At 43.9% G+C, this 15,427-nt stretch carries 17 protein-coding genes and 12 tRNA genes; 28 read left to right on the top strand and 1 reads right to left on the bottom strand.

Features of this window, described 5'->3' with window-relative positions; all coding sequences use genetic code 11:
• The first annotated feature begins 405 nt into the window (after window positions 1-405).
• From acpS to ACGTNI_RS19160, 15 genes are all read left to right on the top strand, one after another.
• Complete coding sequence (gene acpS / locus ACGTNI_RS19230) at window positions 406-762, top strand: holo-ACP synthase (RefSeq protein WP_394464157.1); 357 nt, start codon at window positions 406-408, stop codon at window positions 760-762.
• Window positions 763-825: 63 nt separating this feature from the next.
• Window positions 826-2,343, top strand: a complete 1,518-nt coding sequence (locus ACGTNI_RS19225; protein ID WP_394464156.1) for an NAD(P)H-hydrate dehydratase — start codon at window positions 826-828, stop codon at window positions 2,341-2,343.
• A gap of 52 nt (window positions 2,344-2,395) precedes the next feature.
• Entirely contained in the window at window positions 2,396-3,412 is a 1,017-nt protein-coding gene (locus ACGTNI_RS19220; RefSeq protein WP_085505081.1) for a LolA family protein, read from the top strand.
• Between the two features lie 125 nt (window positions 3,413-3,537).
• A complete protein-coding gene (alr, locus tag ACGTNI_RS19215; protein ID WP_085505082.1) occupies window positions 3,538-4,698 on the top strand; it encodes an alanine racemase in 1,161 nt (386 codons plus the stop codon).
• Window positions 4,699-4,894: 196 nt separating this feature from the next.
• Window positions 4,895-5,176: an antitoxin gene (locus ACGTNI_RS19210; protein ID WP_085505083.1), complete on the top strand. Its 282-nt coding sequence runs from the start codon at window positions 4,895-4,897 to the stop codon at window positions 5,174-5,176.
• 4 nt (window positions 5,177-5,180) lie between these two features.
• Entirely contained in the window at window positions 5,181-5,531 is a 351-nt protein-coding gene (locus tag ACGTNI_RS19205) for a type II toxin-antitoxin system PemK/MazF family toxin (protein WP_085505084.1), read from the top strand.
• A gap of 249 nt (window positions 5,532-5,780) precedes the next feature.
• Complete coding sequence (gene rsbRA, locus ACGTNI_RS19200) at window positions 5,781-6,650, top strand: RsbT co-antagonist protein RsbRA (RefSeq protein ID WP_394464155.1); 870 nt, start codon at window positions 5,781-5,783, stop codon at window positions 6,648-6,650.
• A 5-nt stretch (window positions 6,651-6,655) separates the two neighbouring features.
• Window positions 6,656-7,012, top strand: coding sequence for an STAS domain-containing protein (locus tag ACGTNI_RS19195; protein WP_085505085.1), 357 nt, complete (start codon window positions 6,656-6,658; stop codon window positions 7,010-7,012).
• A gap of 4 nt (window positions 7,013-7,016) precedes the next feature.
• Window positions 7,017-7,418, top strand: coding sequence for an anti-sigma regulatory factor (locus tag ACGTNI_RS19190; RefSeq protein WP_062439086.1), 402 nt, complete (start codon window positions 7,017-7,019; stop codon window positions 7,416-7,418).
• Window positions 7,419-7,433: 15 nt separating this feature from the next.
• The gene (locus ACGTNI_RS19185) at window positions 7,434-8,444 is read left to right on the top strand and encodes a PP2C family protein-serine/threonine phosphatase (protein ID WP_085505086.1); all 1,011 of its coding nucleotides are present in this window, start codon (window positions 7,434-7,436) and stop codon (window positions 8,442-8,444) included.
• 66 nt (window positions 8,445-8,510) lie between these two features.
• Window positions 8,511-8,840 carry an STAS domain-containing protein gene (locus ACGTNI_RS19180; protein WP_085505087.1) on the top strand — a complete coding sequence of 110 codons (330 nt, stop codon included), beginning with the start codon at window positions 8,511-8,513 and terminating at the stop codon, window positions 8,838-8,840.
• A gap of 1 nt (window position 8,841) precedes the next feature.
• Complete coding sequence (gene rsbW, locus ACGTNI_RS19175) at window positions 8,842-9,318, top strand: anti-sigma B factor RsbW (protein WP_062439095.1); 477 nt, start codon at window positions 8,842-8,844, stop codon at window positions 9,316-9,318.
• Window positions 9,290-10,081 (top strand): RNA polymerase sigma factor SigB, encoded by a 792-nt coding sequence (sigB, locus tag ACGTNI_RS19170; RefSeq protein ID WP_062439098.1) that lies wholly within the window; start codon window positions 9,290-9,292, stop codon window positions 10,079-10,081. Before rsbW ends, sigB begins: the two co-directional genes overlap by 29 nt.
• Before the next feature lie 17 nt (window positions 10,082-10,098).
• On the top strand, window positions 10,099-10,674 hold the full coding sequence (locus tag ACGTNI_RS19165; RefSeq protein WP_139823699.1) for a SpoIIE family protein phosphatase: 576 nt from the start codon (window positions 10,099-10,101) through the stop codon (window positions 10,672-10,674).
• Between the two features lie 112 nt (window positions 10,675-10,786).
• Window positions 10,787-12,955, top strand: a complete 2,169-nt coding sequence (locus ACGTNI_RS19160) for a Tex family protein (protein WP_394464154.1) — start codon at window positions 10,787-10,789, stop codon at window positions 12,953-12,955.
• A 42-nt stretch (window positions 12,956-12,997) separates the two neighbouring features.
• Here the strand turns inward: ACGTNI_RS19160 and cmpA are convergent, their stop codons facing one another.
• The gene (gene cmpA / locus ACGTNI_RS19155) at window positions 12,998-13,108 is read right to left on the bottom strand and encodes a cortex morphogenetic protein CmpA (protein ID WP_085505089.1); all 111 of its coding nucleotides are present in this window, start codon (window positions 13,106-13,108) and stop codon (window positions 12,998-13,000) included.
• Window positions 13,109-13,184: 76 nt separating this feature from the next.
• On the opposite strand from cmpA, the gene ACGTNI_RS19150 reads away from it, so the two are divergent.
• The 13 genes from ACGTNI_RS19150 (at window position 13,185) to ACGTNI_RS19090 (ending at window position 15,301) form a co-directional block, all read left to right on the top strand.
• Complete coding sequence (locus ACGTNI_RS19150; protein ID WP_394464153.1) at window positions 13,185-13,640, top strand: SprT family protein; 456 nt, start codon at window positions 13,185-13,187, stop codon at window positions 13,638-13,640.
• Window positions 13,641-13,968: 328 nt separating this feature from the next.
• Window positions 13,969-14,043 (top strand) — tRNA-Asn (locus ACGTNI_RS19145).
• 2 nt (window positions 14,044-14,045) lie between these two features.
• Window positions 14,046-14,136: transfer RNA gene (locus ACGTNI_RS19140), tRNA-Ser, on the top strand.
• A 17-nt stretch (window positions 14,137-14,153) separates the two neighbouring features.
• Window positions 14,154-14,225, top strand: a tRNA-Glu gene (locus ACGTNI_RS19135).
• A 22-nt stretch (window positions 14,226-14,247) separates the two neighbouring features.
• Window positions 14,248-14,324 (top strand) — tRNA-Asp (locus ACGTNI_RS19130).
• Between the two features lie 9 nt (window positions 14,325-14,333).
• A tRNA-Gln gene (locus ACGTNI_RS19125) sits at window positions 14,334-14,408 on the top strand.
• A 99-nt stretch (window positions 14,409-14,507) separates the two neighbouring features.
• Window positions 14,508-14,583, top strand: a tRNA-Lys gene (locus tag ACGTNI_RS19120).
• Window positions 14,584-14,588: 5 nt separating this feature from the next.
• Window positions 14,589-14,673: transfer RNA gene (locus ACGTNI_RS19115), tRNA-Leu, on the top strand.
• A gap of 57 nt (window positions 14,674-14,730) precedes the next feature.
• Window positions 14,731-14,818, top strand: a tRNA-Leu gene (locus ACGTNI_RS19110).
• 59 nt (window positions 14,819-14,877) lie between these two features.
• Window positions 14,878-14,954: transfer RNA gene (locus ACGTNI_RS19105), tRNA-Arg, on the top strand.
• A gap of 5 nt (window positions 14,955-14,959) precedes the next feature.
• Window positions 14,960-15,036, top strand: a tRNA-Pro gene (locus ACGTNI_RS19100).
• 22 nt (window positions 15,037-15,058) lie between these two features.
• A tRNA-Gly gene (locus ACGTNI_RS19095) sits at window positions 15,059-15,132 on the top strand.
• Between the two features lie 92 nt (window positions 15,133-15,224).
• Window positions 15,225-15,301 (top strand) — tRNA-Ile (locus tag ACGTNI_RS19090).
• Window positions 15,302-15,427: the final 126 nt, after the last annotated feature.

Genomic DNA, 15,427 nt, shown 5'->3' with positions numbered 1-15,427 from the left:
TTCGTTATAGCTTATCATCTCGTTTAGATAGCGATGAACAGCCTGGTGTTTTTCTTCTTTCGTAAATGTTTTCAAGATAATTACCCCCTTAGGTTGGATAAGTGTCCAACGATTGGGGGGCACTTTACTTACGCTCTGCGGGGTCTTGCCAGTCTATCCTTTCCCGCAGGAGTCTCGCCATTTCCAAGTCCCCATTGTTATGAATAGAGTAACGAAACCATCCTCGTGATTATAATGTGAGCATTCTGTAAAAGCCGCTGTTATGGTTATTTATCCCACACTGTGCAAAATTAAGGCAAGTTTATTCATGTCTTTCTAGTCTATGCATGCCGAGGAACAGTTATATTTTTTCACTTTTGCTATTTCGGTTATACTGAAATTAATAAACCTTAAAGGAAGATTACAATGATCAAGGGCATTGGGATAGATCTTATAGAATTGGGTCGGATTAATCAAATTATAAAGCGTAATGACCGCTTTGTACAAAGGATTTTAACCGAAAAGGAACGGGGGCAGCTCGCTGCCTATAAAAATGAATCCAGGCAAATAGAATTTGTCGCTGGCCGCTTCGCTGCCAAGGAAGCCTTGGGGAAGGCGATGGGCACTGGCATCGGAAAAGTAAGTTTTCAAGATATAGAAATTTCCCGCAATGAGCACGGGGCGCCTGAAATGAAGTTGCGCGGCTATGAACACATGAAAATATGGGTTTCTATTTCTCATAGTGAACAGCATGCCATCGCTCAGGTTATCATTGAAGAGTAGAAGCGTCTTGCATAATTGAAATGGTTGTCTCATATAGTTTAATGCGGGTAGGAGGGAACGATAGTGTATATTGTCACCGCACATGAAATGTACGATTGGGATCGCAAATCAATAGAAGAAGCCGGAATGGACGGAAAAATTTCAATGGAAAATGCCGGACGGGCAGTCGCTGAACAAGTAGAAAAGCGTGTTCGAAACGATCAGCACATCGTTGTACTGATTGGAGCGGGCAATAATGGTGGAGATGGTTTTGTCATCGCGCGGACTTTATTGAACAGGGGGTACTCCGTGAAGGCATGGCAGCTCGTACCTGATGAAAAGATCAAAGGAGATACACTTGTTCATAAGCAGTTGTATCTCGGAGCGGGCTTTGAGCTGGAACACCTCACAAAGGTGAATGTCTTGTTCCGTGAACTCGACCAGGCAGATGTCATCATTGATGCCATGCTCGGAATCGGTGTCAACGGCAAACTCAAGCCACCGTTTGATCAAGTTACAGCCTATGCTAACCAGTCACAAGCGTTAAAAATTGCCGTCGATATCCCGACAGGAGTTCCTGCAGATGAGGGCATCACTGATTTTGACGGTTTGCAGGCTGACTATACGTGTATCATCGCCGCGCCGAAGTTGAGTGCCTTCCTTCCTCACACTGCACCTTATTATGGGGAGTGGGAGGTGGTGGAAATCGGCTTACCTGCTAAGATGTTGAAAAAGCCGTCGGTCTCACTATGGAACAGTGAGCATGCACGGTCCACCTTGCCGGAGCGTCACCCATTTTCCCATAAAGGGACGCATGGGAAGGCTTTAGTAATCGGTGGTTCCTACCTGATGCCAGGTTCGATAGCTCTTTCTGCGCGGGCCGCGCTTCGGTCTGGAGCTGGACTGGCTGCAGTTGCAACCCCGGAAAGTGCCTGGCCTTCTGTGTCCATGCATATTCCTGAGGCGACAGCTGTATCAACGTCGGAGGAAAATGGCGTGCTTGCTGAGAGAGTGGAGGCGGACTTCACTGGTTATGATGCTGTTGCGATCGGTATGGGGATGGGCAGATCGGATGCCTCGCGGACCATCGTTCAGCAAGTGGTAGAAGAAGCGGACGTTCCTGTATTGATTGATGCGGATGGCCTCTACCTTCTGAAGCAGCTGCTTGAGGTCTTAAAAAACAGGACCGGCCCTGCCGTGTTGACTCCTCATCCTGGTGAGATGGCACACCTGTTAGGAATAACAATTCCGGAACTGTTGGCAAGGCCATTTGAGTGGTCTCAGCGGTTCGCCTATAATCACGGGGTCTACATTGTCTTGAAGGGACCGTCTACAATTATTACAGCGCCCGACGGAACCCAAGTAGTAGATACCTCTGGAAATGCAGGTTTAGCCAAGGGAGGCAGCGGTGATGTGTTATCGGGTATCCTGCTTGCCTTAATGATGCAATCACAGTCCATTACCGAAGCTTTATGCAATGGCTGCTTTCTTCATGGGAAAGCTGCTGAACTTCTTACAACGGATGGCCATTCCAAAGCAGACTTGTTAGCGACTGACCTAATTGAGGGTCTATCCCGAGCTTTTCGTACATTTTCTAGTTAATCAGGTGAGTGCGTTCCCTTTGTCCTCGAAATGAGACAAAGGAGTTGAATTCATGAAGAAACGAATAGCATTGCTCTTATTCGCCTCACTGTTCTTCGTCCTGCTCACAGCATGTGGAGAAAAATCAAAAGAAGATGTCGTCAAGAACCTGGAAGAACAGGTCGAAAAGATGAGCGGGTATAAAACAAATGCAACAATGACGATGAATACTGGGAAAGAGGAACAGAAATACCATATAGAAGTATGGCATAAGAAAAAGGACTTCTACCGTGTGAAGCTCCAGCACGATCAGGATGAAGAGGGCAGTCAAGTGATATTGAAAAATAAAGATGGCGTGTACGTATTGACCCCGGCATTGAACAAGAGCTTTAAATTCCAAAGTGATTGGCCGCAAAACAGCAGCCAGCCCTATTTATATGAATCTTTAGTGCAGGACATTCTGAAAGATCCGGAATCCACATTCACAGCTATGGAAGACTATTATATGTTCAAGACCAAGACAAACTATCAAAATAGCAAATCGCTCCCTTATCAGGAAGTCTACTTCGATAAGAAGACATACCAGCCGGTACTGGTAAAGGTCTATGATCAGGATATGCAGGCGCTGGTGGAAGTCCAGTTCTCCAACTTCACGAAGGATCCGTCGTTCAAGGATGAAGACTTTGAAGTCCAAAAGAATATGGCGGCTGTACAGAGTGAAGTTCCTGTCATGAACATGGAAGGGGAAAAAACATTCTCGGTTCTTTATCCGTCTGAGCAGCTCGGTGCCGAAATGACAGAAAAGCAAGAGATTGATTTAGAAAACGGTAAGCGGATTATTATGAAGTTTGAAGGAGAAAAGAACTTTACGCTAATCGAGGAGCAAGCAGAAGTCCAAACTGTAAGCACTTCCGATGTCGTTCCTGTACAAGGGGAGCCGGTCAACTTGGGCTTCACCGTCGGTGCGCAAAGTGAAACGATACTGGAATGGAACCACAAAGGGGTGAACTTCCGCCTCGCCAGTGAATCATTAACAAAAGAAGAAATGATCGCTGTTGCAAGCTCTGTCTATGAGCAGTCAGAAAAATAATTCCAATCAGGCAGGCTCAGAGGGTCTGCTTTTATTTTTTGCGCTATCCTTGAACCGGGGGTTTGACAGGGAAGTCTCCTCATTCAATAATAGACGGAAAGGAATGGTGAGAGGAGAAGACAGCTTTGGCAATAGAAACTTTTTATCGTGATTCCTGGGTAGAAATCAACCTGGATGCGATAGCGCATAATATCAAACAAATTAGAAATCATATTCCTGATAACAAGAAGATATATGCTGTGGTTAAAGCGAATGCTTATGGCCATGGGGATGTTCAAGTGGCAAAGAAGGCGTTGGAAGCGGGAGCCAATGCCCTGGCAGTTTCCTTGTTGGATGAAGCTCTCAGGCTTCGGGATCAGGGCATAACTGCTCCTATTCTTGTGATGGGGTGGATACGCAGTCAAGACGCTCCTATTGCCGCCGCTAATGATATATCGGTCACGTTTTTCCAGAAAGAGTGGCTGCAGGAGGTAAAACACCAGGATCTGCCGCGCCCATTGAAGCTCCACTTGAAATGGGATTCTGGTATGGGTCGGGTCGGTATCCGACATCACGAAGAATTAACAGAATTGCTAACAGAACTGGACGATGAAAGGTTTTCACTGGAAGGGGTGTTCACTCATTTTGCTACCGCGGACGAAGCGGATTTTGCTTATTTTGAACAACAACGCAGCTCATATAATGATATGAGAACCCTTTTAAAAGAAAAATGGCAGCAGCCAGTTGTATTCCACTCCAGTAATAGCGCGACAAGTTTACGGTTTCCTGAGCAGGAAGAAGATATGCTCCGGTTTGGAATCAGTCTATATGGGTTGTACCCCTCTCCTGTCGTAAAAGAAGAGCGCCCGATTGAGTTGGAGCCAGCCTTTTCCCTCCACAGCAGGCTCGTCCATGTAAAAGAAGTGAAAAAAGGGGACTGTATCAGCTATGGAGCTACGTATTGTGCGGAAGAAGATGAATGGATAGGTACAGTCCCGCTTGGATATGCCGATGGCTGGATCAGACAGCTGCAAGGAATGGATGTACTGATTGATGGAAAACGTATGCCCATTGTAGGAAGAATCTGTATGGATCAGTTCATGGTGAAGCTCGACCGCCCTTATGAAGTAGGAGAAAAGGTTACTTTGATAGGAAGACAAAAGAATGAAGAAATTTCCATGGATGAAATAGCAGCCTATTTGCATACCATCAATTATGAGATCCCATGCATCATCAGTGCACGCGTTCCTAGAATATATTACGAAAATGGGCAATTGATCGAAGTGAAAAATTCGGTCACGAGTTAATAAAGGGGGATGGTGACAATATATTCCTGTACCCTGGGTAATAATAAAGAAAACACAATTTCAGGAAAAAATGCCGGCAGCCCTTTGCAATACGCCCGAGAGAGTGGTAATATGAGAATGGAATTATAGACTGGTTTTTATACTTTAGAAGAAGCAAAGTATAAGTTTTTCTAACAAAAGTGGATGGTGGAGGTGGATGGTCTTGTCCGACAATCTACGGGAAATCACAATCAAACTTCCTCAAAGCATGTTGAAAGAAGTGGACGGGGTAGTACAACATGAGAATGGAGATTGGAGCGATTTCATGTATCAGGCGACCAAAATGTATTTGCGGGAGAAGAAAAAGCGGCACATTAGAGAGTCCATGAGAAACGGTTACATGGAGATGGCTAAAATCAATCTTAATATAGCTTCTGAAGCTTTTCAGGCGGAAGAGGAGGCGGAGAACACCCTAGAACGCCTAGTGAGCGGGGTGTGAAGATTTGATAGTCAAACGCGGCGATGTTTATTTCGCTGATCTATCCCCTGTGGTGGGGTCAGAACAAGGCGGTGTCCGCCCTGTATTAGTTCTCCAAAACGATATCGGAAATCGTTTCAGCCCCACAGTCATCGTGGCTGCCATCACAGCGCAAATACAAAAAGCCAAACTCCCGACACACGTTGAAATCAATGCTGAGAAATATGGTTTTGAACGTGATTCCGTTATATTATTAGAACAAATCCGTACCATTGATAAACAAAGGCTGACAGATAAAATAACGCAGCTGGATGAAAAGATGATGAAACGTGTCGACGAGGCGTTACAGATCAGCCTCGGCTTAATAGCGTTTTAACCTGAACCGCTCCTGTACCGGGCGGTTTTTTATATACATAAAATCACTACCCATTTTTCTCAACAGAAAAACCCCAGTTTTTGGGTTATTGTAGCGGACGTGGAAATAATATAATGTAGAATACAAGCGAAATATGTCGGAAGGTATGTCAAAAAAGGACAAAAAGAAGTTATTATTTGATTAAGGTGACGTTTCATGGGAAAATGTTTAATAAACTAAAATAATGGTCAATTTTTGCGGGGGTTAAACATGGATGCCAATTTAAAGAGCCTTGTGCTTGAAAACAGTAACGATATTGTTAAGATGTGGCTGGAGGAAGTGCAAAGCAGCAAGAATCAGGAGTACACTTCCACCATATCAGATGAACTATTTGAAAGTACGAATAGAGAATTTGTCAATGTGATATTTGCCAGTATAGAAAAGCAAGGGCTAAGCTCAGAGTTGGATGATTTTTCAGAGCGGCTCATCAACCTGGGCTGGCCATTGAGTTATTTGACGGATGGGATGCAGGTGTTTCGTCGAGTAACAATCGATTTCATCTTAAGTCAATCAGATAAAGTCGATTCCGAATACTTATCCAGAGTCATGCAGAAAGTAGATGCATGGGTCGGACCAATCATCAATCGTCTGGTGAATGAGTACTCCGGTAGCTGGGAGCATATCGTGTCGTTACAGCGAGTGGCTCTTCAGGAGTTATCTGCACCACTGATTCCGGTCATGGAAAATATTACGATCATGCCGTTGATCGGAACTATTGATACAGAACGTGCGAAATTGATTATGGAAAACTTGCTTGATGGAGTCATCAAACACCACGCGGATGTGGTTTTAATTGATATTACAGGAGTGCCAGTTGTCGACACGATGGTTGCCCACCATATCATCCAGGCCGCCGAAGCGGTAAGGCTGATTGGGTCCACGTGTATCCTGGTAGGGATCCGGCCTGAAATCGCCCAGACAATCGTAAACCTGGGTATCGATTTGACCAAATTCCCGACAAAAAGCTCTCTGCGCAAAGGCTTCCAGTCAGCACTTGAGCTTACTAACCGCAAGATTGTAACAACAGAAGAAAAAGATGAAAGTATTGAAAAACTAATTGATTCATTGGATGGGGAGTGAAGGCTGTGAGAATTCCAATTTTAAAGTTGCATAATTACCTGTTGATTTCGATTCAGATCGACTTAGATGATCAGACAGCCATTCAATTTCAAGAAGATCTGCTGAACAAGATACACGCAAGCGGTGCTACAGGTGTAGTCATCGATTTGACTTCAGTGGACATCATCGACTCCTTCATCGCTAAGGTGTTGGGAGACGTTGTGACCATGTCTGATTTAATGGGTGCTAAAGTTGTCTTGACTGGTATTCAGCCAGCTGTTGCGATGACGTTGATCGACCTTGGAATACATTTGCAAGATGTACCGACGGCATTAGATTTAGAACAAGGGCTGATCAAACTTCGTCAGGAATTGGAGGAATAAGCGAATGGACTTCCAATCCTGTGTGAATATTAAAAAGGAATGGGATATTGTCGGGGCTCGTCAATTGGGACGGGACATCGCAAAAAAAATCGGCTTCGGTACGGTCGACCAAGCGCGTATCGCGACTGCCATTTCAGAATTAGCAAGAAACATTTATTTATATGCAGGGAGTGGAAAGGTTTGTTTTGAGGCCATTGATGATATGAACCACAAAGGTTTAAGTATCATCGCCATAGATGAGGGGCCTGGTATCGAGGAATTGAGTCAGGTAATGGAAGATGGTTTCTCTACCTCTGGGGGACTCGGAGCAGGACTTCCTGGTGTTAAACGATTGATGGATGAATTCGATATTGTGTCCGAGCAAGGGAAAGGCACAGAAATTAAAGTTGTCAAATGGCTCCGTTAAAGGAGGTTGTAAACGATGAGCACCTTGAAGCTTGACCTTGAAAACTATAAAGAACTATTGAAAGAATACATCAGAACTAAAGATGAACAAGCTTTATATCAAGCAGAGCAATTCAGTAAACATTCAATGCAGCACAATATTTCACCAGAAGAAATCATTAATATTCATGTACAGTCATTAGAGGAAATTTATCCTGAGATGCCTGCTGATATCCAGGCTTCGATGAACTTTCTATTAGAAACAATGATTTCTTATGGGCTAGCTTATCAAGAACATCAAGCTTTAAGAGAGAAGCAGCTTGAGCTTAAGTCTGAGCTTTCAGTGGCTGCCAACATGCAGAAGACTCTTCTTTCTACAAAAAAACCCGATTTTGATGGCATCGAAATTGGAGCAATCAGTGTTCCTGCCAAGCAAATGAATGGAGATTACCATCATTTTGTACAAGACCAGGAGGGTTCGCTTGGAATTGGGATCGCTGACGTTATTGGTAAAGGGGTTCCAGCAGCTTTATGTATGTCTATGATCAAATATTCCATGGACAGTTTTCCGCATAAACGCATGGAACCTAGTGTTATTTTGGAAAGCTTAAATCGGGTGGTGGAACGAAATGTCGATTCCAGCATGTTTATCACGATGTTTTATGGCCTGTATAACCCGCAGAGCCATAAGTTCTATTACTCATCCGCCGGTCATGAACCAGGTTATTATTATCATCATGAACGCGGCGAGTTTTGTGAAATGGATGCTCCTGGCCTGGTGCTTGGGGTTACGAAAGATGCAGAATATCCTCAAAAAGAACAACAAGTTGATCCTGGCGATATGATTATCATGTTGACAGACGGCGTGACAGAATGTCGACAGGGCGACAGGTTCATTGAGCCCGAAGAAGTATTGGAAATCATAAAAAAATATATGGATCTGCCTGCACAGGAAATGGTGGAACAGGTCTACAAGCATTTTGAAAAGTTACAGGACTTCCAGTTAAGGGACGACTTTACTCTCGTTGTGCTAAGAAGGAATGTTTAAGCCTTCTTAATTATGGGTACATGTCATCTGATGCACCATTTTAGCTAAAATAGGAGGATGAGTTAATTGAACTTAACTATAGATGTAACGAATAAAGAGCATAAATCAGTGGTTACGCTTTCAGGTGAAATCGACGCATTTACAGCTCCAAAGCTGAAAGAAGAGCTGCTGCCTTTGACGAAAGATGAGGGCAAAACTGTTGAAGTTGACCTGAATAATGTTAACTATATGGACAGTACGGGTCTAGGTGTTTTTATCAGTGCTTTGAAGTCTACCAAAGAACATAATTCTGAATTGAAACTGGTTCATATGCAAGAACGTGTGCACCGTCTCTTCAAAATCACCGGGCTTACCGAGATCATGAATATCGACTCTACAGTACAAGGTGGAATTTAAAATGGAACCATTTGATTTTATTGAAATAAAGGTGCCTGCTAAGCCGGAATATGTAGGCGTGGTCAGGTTGAGCACTTCTGGTGTTGCAAACCGTATGGGCTTCTCTTATGAAGACATCGAAGACCTGAAGGTTGCTATTTCCGAAGCGATTACCAATGCTGTCAAACATGCCTATAAAGAGTCAGATGAAGGAGACATCACTATCGGTTTCGGAGTCTATCAAGACCGTTTAGAGATAATGGTGGCTGATCACGGCGGCAGTTTCGACCTTTCCAATGTAAAAGAAGATATTGGTCCTTACCAGCAGAACGATGCTATCGAAGACTTGCGTGAAGGAGGCTTCGGGCTGTTTTTGATTGACGCCTTGATGGATAAGGTGGAAATCAGCAGCAGATATGGAGTCATAGTACTTATGACGAAGTATCTTCATGAAAATGAGGTGGGTCAAGATGGCGACCAGATCTCAACAACACAATAAAGGTGAAGACGAAGTATACCAATGGATAGCTTATCTCCAGGAGAACCCTAGAGATGAAGAGGTCCAGGAAAAGATAGTATTAGCCTACAAAGACCTAGTCGAATCGATAGCACGAAAATATTCAAAAAACAGTTCGATACACGAAGATTTAGCCCAGGTAGGGATGTTAGGTCTGTTGGCCGCTATCCGCAGATATGATCCATCTTTCGGCAAATCATTCGAATCCTTTGCCATTCCTACGATCATTGGAGAAATCAAACGTTTCATCCGTGACAAAACATGGAGTGTGCATGTACCGAGACGTATTAAAGAATTAGGACCGAAAATTAAAAAAGCAGCAGAAGAACTGACTACGCAATTGCAGCGTTCTCCTTCCGTAATGGAAATTGCCGACTACCTTGAAGTATCTGAAGAAGATGTGCTGGAAACGATGGAAATGGGCAAAAGTTACAAAGCGCTGTCTGTCGATCGTAAAATTGAAGCTGATTCTGATGGAAGCACGGTGACCATCCTGGATTTAATCGGTAACCAGGAAGCCGGTTTCGAACATGTCGACCAGCAGATGCTTTTGGAAAAAGTGCTGCCTATTCTCTCTGAACGTGAACAGGAAATTCTCCAGTGCACTTATTTTGAGAATATGAGTCAAAAGGATACCGGTGAGCAGCTGGGCATCTCCCAGATGCATGTGTCCCGATTACAACGGCGCGCGTTAAGAAAACTCCGTGAAGCCCTGCAATCAGAATCATCAGAGGCCTTCTATTGAGTATGGAAGTAAGTCGCATGAAGATTGCAACTTATCAAAAGCCTAAAAAGGGAAACTATTATTGTGGGGATAGTTATTATTATAAAGAAACGGATAAATCTTTTGTTTGCGCGATAGCCGATGGGCTTGGCAGTGGTGAATTGGCCAAAGAATCTTCGCAGGCTGTCATGGATGTGATTGAAGATTATCCAGATTTGCCCATTGAAGGTTTAATCAAAAAATGCAACGAAGCACTTATGAGCAAACGAGGGGTAGTTTTAGGGATTTTGAAAATCGATTACCCGAGTGAAACCTACTCCTATTCCTCAATCGGTAACATTGGGATTATGACAGTGACTAGTGAAGGGCAAAAGAAACGTAATATACCACTTGCCGGATATCTCACTGGTTATCCGAAAAAGATGCGGGTTGTGCATGGTAAGCTGGAACGTGGATTAGTTTTCATCATGTTCTCGGATGGCGTGAATGAACGTCAGCTTTCCTCGAAGCTATTCCATGATTTCGATGTAAACCGTATTATCAAGCAATATGAAATTGAAAATGGCGATACTCGTGATGATGATACGACGTTAATCGCCATGAAATACGAATAGAGGACCTTATCTCATTGGAATTGGGATAAGGTTCTTTTTAGTTTATCGCGAGGTAAAGGAGAGGGAAATTTGTTAGAATGAAGAAGATATGTATGTTTGAGGAGGTTCCAACTTGAGTGAACAAGGTCTAAAAGCGTCACCGATCTCATGGGTGGCTAAAGAAGCGAATATTTCTGAAAAGGCAATACAACAAGTTATCGACATGCTTGCGGATGGTAACACCGTTCCTTTCATAGCTCGTTATCGAAAAGAAATGACGGGCGGACTTGATGAGGTGCAAATCAAAACCATCGAAGATAAATGGAACTATGTCCAGAATTTGAATCAACGGAAAGAAGAGGTCATCCGTTTAATCGATGAACAAGGAAAGCTTACAGACGAACTTCGGGAAAGTATTGAACAGGCACCACAGCTTCAAAAGGTGGAAGATCTTTATCGCCCGTATAAACAAAAAAGAAGGACACGTGCGACAATTGCGAAAGAAAAAGGCCTCGAACCATTAGCGGAAATGGTCTGGTCTCAACAGAAGTTCGACTTTGCAGAAGAAGCTGCTGTTTATGTTTCAGAAGAACAGGAGTTACATACGGTGGAGGATGTATTAGCCGGTGTCAATGATATTATTGCCGAATGGATATCAGATGAGCCCGAATACCGGGAAGCAATCAGACAGCGGACATTCAAATCCGGTACGATCCAGTCGACCGCTAAAGATTCGGAAGCGGACGAAAAAGGCGTATTTGAAATGTATTATGATTACCAGGAACCTGTACGAGCGGTTGTATCCCACCGGGTTTTAGCGTTGAATCGCGGAGAAAAAGAGGGGATCATCAAAGTTTCCATCCAGCCTCCTGAAGAAAGTATCATTTCTTATCTGGAACGGAAGGTGATACGCAATGAGGCGAATCAGAAGATGCGTGACTTTTTAGCAACTGCAATCCAGGACGGGTACAAGCGGCTGATTGAACCATCGATAGAAAGAGAAATACGTAACAGTCTTTCTGAAAAAGCCGAGGAGCAGGCGATCGAAGTTTTTTCTCAAAATTTGAGAAGCCTGTTACTGCAGCCCCCATTGAAAGGGAAAACAGTACTTGGTGTTGATCCAGCATACAGAACGGGCTGTAAACTGGGAGTTATCGATGAAACCGGAAAAATGCACAGTGTCTCCGTGATGTATCCGACTCCCCCAAGGAATGATATCAAAGGTGCAGAAAAGATATTACTTTCCTTCTTAGACAAATATCCAGTTGAATTGATTGCGATTGGAAACGGGACAGCTTCCCGGGAAACAGAGCAATTCATTGCTGATATGATTCAAAAACATAGTCTTGCCATTGCTTACATGATAGTCAACGAAGCTGGGGCGAGTGTCTATTCCGCTTCAACATTGGCACGGGAAGAGTTTCCTGACCTGCAAGTGGAAGAGAGGAGTGCGATATCGATTGCCCGTCGTGTCCAGGATCCTTTAGCTGAACTGGTGAAGATAGACCCGCAATCAATCGGCGTCGGTCAGTATCAGCACGATGTCACCCAGAAGAAGCTGAAAGAATCACTGACCTTTGTAGTCGAAACTGCCGTTAACCAGGTAGGTGTTAATGTCAATACAGCCTCCAGTTCCTTGCTGCAATATGTATCCGGCTTAAGCAAGACGGTGGCTAATAATGTCGTGAAGCAGCGGGAAGAGCTAGGGAAATTCACGAATCGTAAAGAACTGAAAAAGATCCCGCGACTAGGAGCAAAAACGTACGAGCAAAGTATTGGGTTCTTGCGGATCATAGACGGGAAGGAGCCATTAGATCGTACCCCGATCCACCCCGAAAGTTATCAGGCAGCAAGAGATTTATTAAAAATGGTCGACAGTAGTGAAGAAGACCTTGGTACGCAGCAGCTTGCCGACAGCCTGAAAGGGATGGAGTCAGAAGAAACAGCAGAGAAGCTGGGAATCGGGTTACCTACTTTGCAGGATATTATTAAATCATTGGTACAGCCAGGCAGGGATCCGCGTGATGAATTGCCTAAGCCGTTGCTGAAAAAGAATGTACTTGCGATGGAAGATTTAGAAGAAGGAATGGAATTGGAAGGTACAGTCCGTAATGTCGTCGACTTCGGTGCGTTTGTTGATATTGGAGTCAAGCAGGATGGTCTTGTCCATATTTCCAAGTTAGCCGACAAGTTTGTTAAACATCCCATGGATGTCGTCGCTGTCGGCGATGTTGTTACCGTATGGGTGGAAAAAGTGGATATGGATAAGCAGCGGATTGCATTGACGATGGTAAATAAATAACACAAATAAAAGATACCAGGATAGCACTATTTCTGGTATCTTTTATTTGTATTCCTTTTTGTAAAAGAACCAGCATTGGTTCAACATTTTTATTTGATACTTATCTTTGTGGTAAAAAGCATTTGCCATCTGTTTTTTTAACCAGCCAGGCATTTGGTTTGTAACCTCCTTGATGAGAAAATGAAAGTGCTATGATAAGATATGCAAGTAACGTAGGTGGTGTGACTATATGAGGGAAATAGACCAGGCTCAATTGAAAAATCTTACCCATCAAATTTCAGAGAAATATTTCGATAAGCCGTTCCTTGATCACGTATGTTTCAATTCTCGCCTTCGTACTACAGGTGGAAGATACATACCAGCCAAGCGAACCATTGAATTGAACCCTAAATTTTTAAAAGAAATAGGGGAAGAAGAATTCATCGGCATCATCAAGCATGAGCTTTGTCATTATCATTTGCATATTGAAGGGAAAGGATACAAGCACCGTGACCCGGAATTTCGCGAGTTGTTAAAACGGACAGGCTCACCAAGATTCTGTTCTGAACTGCCGTCTCAGAAGCAGAAAAAGAAGCATCATTATTGTTGCGAGAAATGTGGTCAGACCTATGCCAGAGCGAGGAGAGTCGACACAAGACGATACCGTTGTGGAAAATGTCGGGGAAAATTAAAAAAACATAGCTAGATATATTGACGAATCTTAGTACCCATGTTAAATTAAATAAGCCTTAAAAAAACAAGCAAAAAACACAGAAACATTTTTTGAAAAGTGTTTGACAAGCTTGGCTAAATATTATAATATATTTAACGTCGCTGTTGTTCGTTTCAGCAGCCAACCTTAAATACTAATGACATTATTCCACCGTAGCGAAGCCGTAAACATCATGTATCTACTTCGCAGTAGGATTTGCGAGGAGTTCAACACAACTGATAAGGTAAGAAGCGTTAAGATCAGGGTTGAACGACGAGCATAAAAACTTGGTTATCATTCAATGAAATACTAATGACATTATTCCACCGTAGCTCAGTGGTAGAGCAATCGGCTGTTAACCGATTGGTCGTAGGTTCGAATCCTACCGGTGGAGCCAGTGGAGAAGTACTCAAGTGGCTGAAGAGGCGCCCCTGCTAAGGGTGTAGGTCGCGTAAGCGGCGCGAGGGTTCAAATCCCTCCTTCTCCGCCATTTTATTTTGTCAAAATGGCCCGTTGGTCAAGTGGTTAAGACACCGCCCTTTCACGGCGGTAACACGGGTTCGAATCCCGTACGGGTCACTTTCCTTTTGAAAAATACATAGGTCCGGTAGTTCAGTTGGTTAGAATGCCTGCCTGTCACGCAGGAGGTCGCGGGTTCGAGTCCCGTCCGGACCGCCATTTTGTGTTTGGGCCATAGCCAAGCGGTAAGGCAGCGGATTTTGATTCCGTCATGCGCTGGTTCGAATCCAGCTGGCCCAGCCATTTTTTATTTCAAAATTTACCATTGACTTTGGGGTATACGGATCATATAATAGTCAATGTCGCTTTTTGAGCCATATGCTCAAAAAAGTAATACTATAAGAGCCATTAGCTCAGTTGGTAGAGCATCTGACTTTTAATCAGAGGGTCGAAGGTTCGAATCCTTCATGGCTCACCATTTATGCGGGTGTGGTGGAACTGGCAGACACGCTAGACTTAGGATCTAGTGCCTTACGGCGTGGGGGTTCGACTCCCTCCACCCGCACCATTTATTCCTTGCTGTGAAACGCAGCATTTTAATTTTGTTTCCGGTTCGTTTAATCATGCGGTCGTGGCGGAATCGGCAGACGCGCTAGGTTGAGGGCCTAGTGGGGGTTCACCCCGTGGAGGTTCAAGTCCTCTCGGCCGCACCAAAAAAAGTTATTGACTTAATCATAAAGAAGTGTTACATTAGAATATGTCGCTTTATTAAGCGCCCGTAGCTCAATTGGATAGAGCGTCTGACTACGGATCAGAAGGTTAGGGGTTCGACTCCTCTCGGGCGCGCCATTTTACGGGAAGTAGCTCAGCTTGGTAGAGCACTTGGTTTGGGACCAAGGGGTCGCAGGTTCGAATCCTGTCTTCCCGACCATCGAAGTAACAATTTCAATTACGCGGGTGTAGTTTAGTGGTAAAACCTCAGCCTTCCAAGCTGATGATGTGGGTTCGATTCCCATCACCCGCTCCATTAATCCGATTTTTTCACAACGATGAACTTACTTCATTGTTAAAAATCAATGGTGTGCTGTAAGTACTCCATTAATCTTTTTGAATTAATTGGGGCCTGTAGCTCAGTTGGTCAGAGCGCACGCCTGATAAGCGTGAGGTCGGTGGTTCAAGTCCACTCAGGCCCACCATTTGATCTTTGAAAACTGAACGAACCAACCAGTACGTCAATACAATTTCTTCATTATATGAGGAAATGAACAACGCACTTTAGCAGTGCAAACATGAGCAAGACAGACTCAACTTTTATGGAGAGT

Source organism: Thalassobacillus sp. B23F22_16 (genome assembly GCF_043496955.1).
In the GTDB taxonomy this organism is placed as follows: domain Bacteria; phylum Bacillota; class Bacilli; order Bacillales; family Halobacillaceae; genus Thalassobacillus; species Thalassobacillus devorans_A.
Note: the sequence above shows the minus strand (reverse complement) of the source record. Positions and strands in the feature narration are given on the sequence as shown.